This window comes from Paraprevotella clara YIT 11840, assembly GCF_000233955.1.
Classification (GTDB): Bacteria; Bacteroidota; Bacteroidia; order Bacteroidales; family Bacteroidaceae; genus Paraprevotella; species Paraprevotella clara.
The window spans coordinates 570-818 of the sequence record NZ_JH376667.1 but is presented as its reverse complement, the minus strand read 5'-3'; the positions used below and the strand labels follow the sequence as shown (position 1 = coordinate 818).

Sequence of the window (249 nt, the reverse complement as noted above, 5' to 3'; positions counted from 1 at the left end):
GCTATTACGCTTGTGGGCCTACCCAATTAGTGAAAGACCTGCGAGAGATGCTTTTGCTAAGAGGTATAGATAAAGACCGTATTTTTACTGAGCTCTTCGAGGCATCGCCTGCTGATACCGACTACAGTCAGTTACAGGGTAATGTAGAAATCACACTGCGATTGGGCGGACAAACGCATACTTTTGAGAGTGCTAAAAACCAGACGCTGCTCAGTTCGGCACTGATGCGAGGTTATGATGCTCCTTATT

Annotated in this window: 1 protein-coding gene; it reads left to right on the top strand. The window is 46.2% G+C overall.

Annotated elements, in window-relative coordinates; translation table 11 throughout:
* On the top strand, window positions 1-249 hold a 249-nt coding region (locus HMPREF9441_RS18775), incomplete at both ends, for a hypothetical protein (protein WP_216593512.1).